The organism is Archangium sp. (assembly GCF_057119385.1).
This window is the reverse complement of sequence record NZ_DBNGVP010000137.1, coordinates 1-7,034: the sequence shown is the minus strand read 5'-3', so window position 1 is coordinate 7,034 and position 7,034 is coordinate 1. Positions and strand designations below refer to the sequence as shown.

The 7,034-nt window shown below is 71.7% G+C and carries 3 protein-coding genes; all 3 read right to left on the bottom strand.

Translation table 11 applies throughout. The annotated features are described in order from the left end of the window. Positions 1 to 121: 121 nt before the first annotated feature. The 3 genes from AC16DP_RS33490 to alaS are packed head-to-tail and all read right to left on the bottom strand — an operon-like array spanning position 122 to position 6,569. Positions 122 to 3,217, bottom strand: a complete 3,096-nt coding sequence (locus tag AC16DP_RS33490) for a TIGR02266 family protein (RefSeq protein WP_329729400.1) — start codon at positions 3,215 to 3,217, stop codon at positions 122 to 124. A gap of 26 nt (positions 3,218 to 3,243) precedes the next feature. Then, on the bottom strand, positions 3,244 to 3,873 hold the full coding sequence (locus AC16DP_RS33485) for a hypothetical protein (RefSeq protein ID WP_329729399.1): 630 nt from the start codon (positions 3,871 to 3,873) through the stop codon (positions 3,244 to 3,246). Then, complete coding sequence (gene alaS / locus AC16DP_RS33480) at positions 3,870 to 6,569, bottom strand: alanine--tRNA ligase (protein WP_483956921.1); 2,700 nt, start codon at positions 6,567 to 6,569, stop codon at positions 3,870 to 3,872. Before alaS ends, AC16DP_RS33485 begins: the two co-directional genes overlap by 4 nt. Between the last annotated feature and the right edge of the window lie 465 nt (positions 6,570 to 7,034).

Below are 7,034 nucleotides of genomic sequence, written 5' to 3'. Positions count from 1 at the left end.
CCCCTTTGCCAACCTGACTGCCGCTCACCTGACAGATAGGGGCAACGGGCCAGATTGTGCCCCCGGGTCCTGCGCACGACTGCTTCGCGGCTCCTCGCCAAGCCCTGGTGAATAATCCGGGCTAGCGGCGGCCGAAGAGCTTGCGCAGGCCGGAGAGGAGACCGCCCGGACGCGCCTCGGGCTCGCCCTCCAGCGGCGAGCGGGCCATGACGGCCTCCAGCTCCGCGTCTTCGGGCATGTCCAGGGCGAGCGTGACGGCGTGGCGCTTCACGCCGGGCAGCGTGGCCGCGAGCGAGAGGATGCCGTCCTGCGAGAGGCTGAAGTGCACCTCGGCCTCGCCCTGACGCTCGACGGTGAAGGCGAGCGTGCCGAGGTACTCGTTCTCCGCGGCCACCGGAGAGGGCCCCTGGAAGAGGGCGAGCGTGAGCGGCCCGGGCGTGACGGGAAGCACGAGCGTCTTCTCCGCGGGCAGCCGCGTGTTGCGCTCGAGGACGCGGCGCAGCGTGCCCCCGCGCTCGGCCACGCCGATGGGGACGGAGAGCACCTCGGAGACGGTGGCGCCGGGCTTGCCCGCGGCCGCATCGAGCAGTCCCTGGCCCACCAGCGCCGCGCCGAACGCCACGGAATGCGTGGCGTCGTGGGGGGACTCCAGGTCCGCGCGCACGGGCACGCCCAGGCTCTCCTCCAGCCGGCGGCGCACCAGCGGCGAGCGGCCCTGGCCTCCCAGGAGCAGCACCTCGTCGAGCCCCTGCGGCGAGAGCGCGCTGGACTCGAGCACGTGGCGCACGACGAGGGTGATGCGCTGCACGAGGTCCGCGGTGAGGGCCTCCAGGCGCTCGCGGTTGAGCGAGAACGGAGCCTGCATGCCGGGGAGCGGGACGGAGACCTCGTCGCGCTCGCTGAGGGCCACCTTGGCGGCCTCGGCGGCGGTGAGCAGGGGGAGCCAGTCGGCGGGGTGCTCGGGGCGCGGGAGGCCCTGGGCCTGGAGCTCGCTGGCGAGCGCCTCGGCGATGCGCGCGTCGAAGTCCATGCCGCCCACGGTGGGATCTCCCCCGGTGGTGATGACCTCGAGATCATCCCCGGTGAGCTGGACGACGGACACGTCGAGGCCGCCGCCGCCGAGCTCCACCACGAGCAGCCGCTTGCGGGCGAGTCCCCGCTCATGACCGAAGGCGAGCGCCGCGGCCGAGGGCGCGTTGAGGATGCGCAGGACGTCGAGCCCGGCGAGCGAGCCCGCCTCGCGCATGGCGGCGCGCTGGCGGTCGTCGAAGTGGGCGGGGACGCAGAGGACGGCGCGCGTGGCCTCGTGGCCGAGGAAGGTGGTGGTGGCGGACTTGAGCTCGCGCAGGAGCCGGGCGGCGAGCTCGGGGAGGAGGTGGCCGCGGCCGTGGAGCTCGATGCTGGCGTCGCCGTGGGGGCCGGCGGAGATGGGGAAGGGCAGGGGACCGCCGAGCGCACGCACCAGGGGTGAGCGGGCGCGCAGGCCGAGGAAGCGGCGCAGTCCGTGGACGGCGTGGCGAGGGGAGCGCTCGGCCTCGGCCCGGGCGGCGGCGCCCACGAGGAGCTGGCCCGAGGCGTCCACGGCGACGAGCGAGGGAAGGGCCCTGGCCTCGCCCAGGGGGATGAGCTGGAGCGTGCCCTGGTGGTGGACGGCGACGCGCGCCTGCGAGGTCCCGAGGTCGATGCCGAGCACCACCTCGGGGTGGGCGGCCACCACGGGCATGGAGACGGGCACGTCGAGGATGGCGCGCCGGCGGCCCTTGATCTCGGCGGAGACGGGGCGGCGGGGTTCCTCGGCGGGAGGCGGCACCTCGCGGGCTGTCTCCGGACGAGCGGGAGCCTCCGGGGGACGCGTGGGGGCGGGCGCTTCGGGGAGGGCGGGGGCGGCCGGGGCCGGAACTTCGGCGACGGGCGGCTCCGGCTGCACGGAGACGGGAGGAGCCACCGGAGCGGGAGCCGGGGGGGCCTCGTTCACGGGTGGGGCGGGCGTGAGCGGCTCGGGCTCGAGGATGATGCTCTCTGGAGAGAGCAGCTCCTCGTCGGGGGCGAGATGATCCAGGACGGCGTTGGCGATGAGGTCCTGGGTGGTGGGCCGCGAGGCAGCCGTGGGAATCTCCACGGGCGTGGGCACTCTCGCGGAAGCGGGCGCGGAGGGCGCGGCTGGCTTCGGCGTGGGTGGGGCATCCTGTCGCGTGGGAATGGCGGCGGCGGGAGTCGCCACCTCTGGCGGAGGAGACGCGGCCGGCTTCGGCGTGGGCGGGGCGTCCTGTCGCGCGGGAATGGCGGTGGGAGGCGTCACCGCTTCTGGCGAAGCAGGCGCGGCCGGCTTGGGCGAAGGCGTCCGGGGCGGGGCGGAGGGCGCGGCTGGCTTCGCGGAGGCCGGAGGCATCGCCTGAGCGGGCGCAGGCGTCTTCGGCTCTGGCGCACGGGTCTGCGCAACAGGAGCCGTCTGTTTCGCCGGACCAGGAGCCGGTGCCGGTGATACGGCTCCCGGAGCGTTGGCTGGCCCGGGCGAGTTGGGAGCGGCCGTCGTGCCAGGCGATGCCGGTTTCGGAGCGGCGGGCTTCGGGGCCGCCGGTTTTGGCGCGGCGGGCTTGGGAGCGGCGGGCTTCGGAGTCGCCTGGGCCGGCGCAGCGGGCTTCGGAGCGGCGGGGCTGGCCGCTGGTGGAGGCGCGATGGGCGCGGATGGCGTCGCGGCCTGCTTGCGGAGCGCCTCCGCGGAGATGACGGGCCGGCCGCGTTTCGCAGCGCCCGCTGTGGCCTCCGGGCGTGGAGCCGGCTCCAGCGGCGCGGGCTCCTCCGCGCGGGGCGTCTCGACGGGCGGGCTCGCGAGAGGCTCGGGCACCTCGGCGGTGTTCCCAGCACCGGCCGCCGCGTCATGCGTCCTGGCGGTGCTCTCGGAGCCGTGGTTGCGGCGGGCGAGGATGCGGTCGATGAGCGCCTTGCTGTACGCATCGAGGCGCACGAAGCGCACGGTCATGCCGGCGCGAGGGCCCTCGGCCTGGGCCTTCACGACCAGGCCCTCGCCGCGCAGCAGGCGCCCCCCATCGGCGAGCACCAGCTCGAAGGCGAGTCCCGTGCCCTCGGGCTTGGGCGAGCGCGTGGCGATGAAGAGGCCCCCACGCGCGACGTTGGAGCCGTACTTCTCGACGAAGTCCTCCTCCGTCGCGTACGGGAGGCGGATGCGCAGCGGGATCAGCTTGGGCCCGACCGTCACCGTGCGTCACCGTCTCCCGAAGGGCCTCATTGCAGCGGGATGCGAGCGTCCTCGCCGCTGCTGGTGGGAATCAGGAGGGACAGTCCCGGGGCGATGGCGTCCGGCGGCACCTCGAAGATGAGGTCCACCGAGTCCCGCTGCTCGTTCTCCCAGGTGCGGTCCAGCTTGCGCGTCCCCGCGACGGTCTGGGCATCACGGGCCAGGGGGTACTCCTTGCCCCCCGCGTCCACCACCCGCACCGTCGAGAAGGGCACGTGCACGGCGCTCTCGCCGACGTTCTCCGCGTCGAGCTTCACGCGCAGGAACAGCTCGTCGGTGGTGAGCGCCACCTTGCCCGTGCCGCGCAGGGAGTGCAGCGACTCCAACCCGGTGGGCTGGAGCTCGAGCGTGTCCACCTTCACCTTCTGCTTGGAGGGCAGGGTGTACGTCCGGGGCTTCTCCTGGTCCTGGCCGGCGGCGAGTCCCGCCAGCCGGGCGTTGGGGTCGGTCTCGTCGGGCGCGCCGGAGGGCGCCCCGCCCTGGTTCACGCGGTCCACCTCCTGGCGCAGCTTCTCCAGGGTGCGGTCGTCCTTCGCCGCGGGCTCCTCCTTCTTGCAGCCCCCGAAGAGGGCCGCCGCGCAGAGGAGCACCGCGAGGCCTCGGGTGCTCGGGCTCATGAGAGGGTCGTCCCCTTCACCAGCTCGTAGAACTTGTCGAAGGCGTTGGAGATGCGCGAGGGATCCTCGCCACCGCCCTGGGCCAGGTCCGGCTTGCCACCGCCGCGGCCGTTGACCTCCTTGGCCATCTCCTTGAGCAGGTTGCCCGCGTGGATGCCCTTGGCCACCACGTCCTTGGTCGCCGCCACCAGCAGGACGACCTTGCCGTCCTTCTCGCCGCCGATGACCACCACGCCGGACTTGATGCGATCTCTCAGCTGGTCGGCCAGCCCGCGGTACACGTTCGGGTCCGCCGGATCCATCCGCGTGGCCAGCACCTTCATGCCGTTGATGTCGCGCGCCTGCTCGAGCAGGTCCTTGCTGGAGCCGGCCTGCGCCTTGACGGCCACCTCCTCGATCTTGCGCTCCAGGTCCTTCACGCGCTTCTGCGTGGCCTCCACGCGCTTGACCAGGTCCTTGGGCGAGGTCTTCAGCAGCTCGGCCGCCTTCTTCAGCTCGCGCTCTGTTTCTCGCACGTACTGGAGCGCGCCCAGGCCGGTGACGGCGGTGATGCGCCGCACGCCCGAGGCCACGCCGCTCTCGCTCACCAGCTTGAAGAGGCCGATGTCGCCGCTGCGCCGCACGTGGGTGCCGCCGCACAGCTCCGTGGACTGCGGGTGCACGGTGACGACGCGCACCGTCTCGCCGTACTTCTCGCCGAACATGGCGACGGCGCCGGACTTCTTCGCGTCCTCCAGGTTCATCACGCGCGTCTGGGCCTCGGTGTTCTCGCGCACCCAGCCGTTGACCAGGTCCTCCACCTGCTCCTGCTGCTCGGGCGTCATGGGCGAGAAGTGCGAGAAGTCGAAGCGCAGGTAGTCGGGCGCCACCACGGAGCCCGCCTGCTTCACGTGCTCGCCGAGCACCATCTTGAGCGCCTTGTGCAGCAGGTGCGTGGCCGAGTGGTTGGCCCGGATGGACGAGCGCCGCTCGCCGTTCACGCCCGCCTGCACCATGTCACCGACCTTGAAGGTGCCCTCGGTCACCTTCACGTGGTGGACGATGAGGCCGGACACCGGGCGCGTCGCGTCCTGCACCTCGGCCTTCGCCTTGCCGCCATGGCCCACGATGCGGCCGGTGTCGCCCATCTGTCCGCCGGACTCGCCGTAGAAGGGCGTGCGGTCCAACACCAGCTCCACCTCGTCACCCGCGGTGGCCTCGGTCAGCTCCACGCCCTTCTTGTTGATGAGGGCGCGCACGGAGCCCTCGCCCTCGTGGCCCACGCCCTCGTAGCCGAGGAACTGGGTGGGGCCCAGGCGCTCGAGCAGCTTGAGGTAGACGGTGGAGATGGCGGCACCCGGGCCAATGGGCCCGTCCGGGCCCTTGTCGGCCTCTTCCTTCTTGAGCTTCTCGTAGCCCGGGATGTCGGCCTCGAAGCCGCGCTCCTTGAGGATGATCTCCGTGAGGTCCCACGGGAAGCCGTAGGTGCCGTGGAGCTCCCAGACCTTGGCGCCCGAGAGGACCTTCTCCCCGGACTGCTTCATCCGGGCCACTTCCTCGTCGATGAGCTTCATGCCGCGGTTGAGCGTGCGGCGGAAGCTCTCCTCCTCGTGCTTGCAGACCTCGAGGATGAAGGTGCGGCCGTCGCGCAGCTCGGGGTAGGCGTCACCCATGAGCTCGATGACGCGGTCCACCACCTTGAAGAAGAACACGTCCTCGAGCCCCAGCAGCGAGCCGTGGCGGATGGCGCGGCGCATGATGCGGCGCAGGACGTAGCCGCGGCCCTCGTTGGAGGGCTGCACGCCGTCGGCGATGAGGAACGCGGCCGCGCGGCTGTGGTCCGCCACCACGCGCATGGAGGCTCCGCCCTCCTGGGTGTAGGGCTTGCCCACCAGCTCGCTCACGCGCGAGAGGATGCTCTGGAAGAGGTCCGTGTCGTAGTTGGAGCGCTTGCCCTGCACGACGGAGGCGATGCGCTCCAGGCCCGCGCCCGTGTCGATGGACGGCTTGGGCAGCGGAATGAGCGGCGCGTCCTTCTCCTTGCGCTCGAACTGCATGAACACGAGGTTCCAGATCTCCAGCCACCGGTCGCAGTCACACGCCACGCCCTTGCACGGGCGGCCCGCGGACACCTCGGCACAGGGGATGTCGTCGCCCTGGTGGTAGTGGATTTCCGAGCAGGGACCGCACGGGCCGGTGTCGCCCATGGCCCAGAAGTTGTCCTTGAGGCCGAGCTTGAGGATGCGGTCGCGGGACACGCCCTGCCTGGCCCACAGCTCGAAGGCCTCCTCGTCCCAGGGGATGCCGCCCTCGCCGTTGAACACGGTGACGGCCAGCCGCGCCTTGTCCAGCCCGAGCGTCTTCGTCACGAACTCCCAGCCGTACGCGATGGCGTCGGACTTGAAGTAGTCGCCGAAGGAGAAGTTGCCGAGCATCTCGAAGAACGTGTGGTGGCGCGCGGTGTAGCCCACGTTGTCGAGGTCGTTGTGCTTGCCACCGGCGCGCACGCACTTCTGCGAGGTGGTGGCGCGGGAGTAGTCGCGCTTCTCGCGGCCGGTGAACACGTCCTTGAACTGCACCATGCCCGCGTTGGTGAACAGCAGGGTCGGGTCGTTCTGGGGGACGAGCGTGGAAGAGGCGATGCGGCGGTGGCCGCGCTGCTCGAAGAACTGGAGGAACGCCTCGCGGATTTGAGAGGCGGTAAGAGCGGAAGGCATGGTGTGGGTATATGCCACAGAAGGCCGCTCGGCAGCAGTTCTTGGAGCCTGGAGCCTCGCTCGGCCTGCGATCAGGCGCCGAGGTGGGATAGGGGAGGGCTCGGCCCTCGCAGTCGGCGAACTCCACGGGGTCCCCTTCGGAATCAATGGTGCTCCAGGATGGCACGCACTCCACTGGGTGCCATCAAGTAGCCGCGCCGACGCTCGGGTCGAGATCGTGCTGGCTGTGACTCCTGAACGTTCAGCACTGACAGCCGCTGGCGGTCAGTGCCGACCAGTCGGGGGTGACAGCCGCTGGCGGTCAGTGCCGACCAGTCGGGAGTGACAGCCGCTGGCGGTCGGTGCCGACCAGTCGGGAGTGACAGCCGAACCCCTCGTGGATTCAATGGGTTATCGAGCGCTCAGCGTGCTTCCGCCGGGCTCGAGGTGGGCTGAGGCTTCCTGGGTGGCTCGAGGGCGGGGACA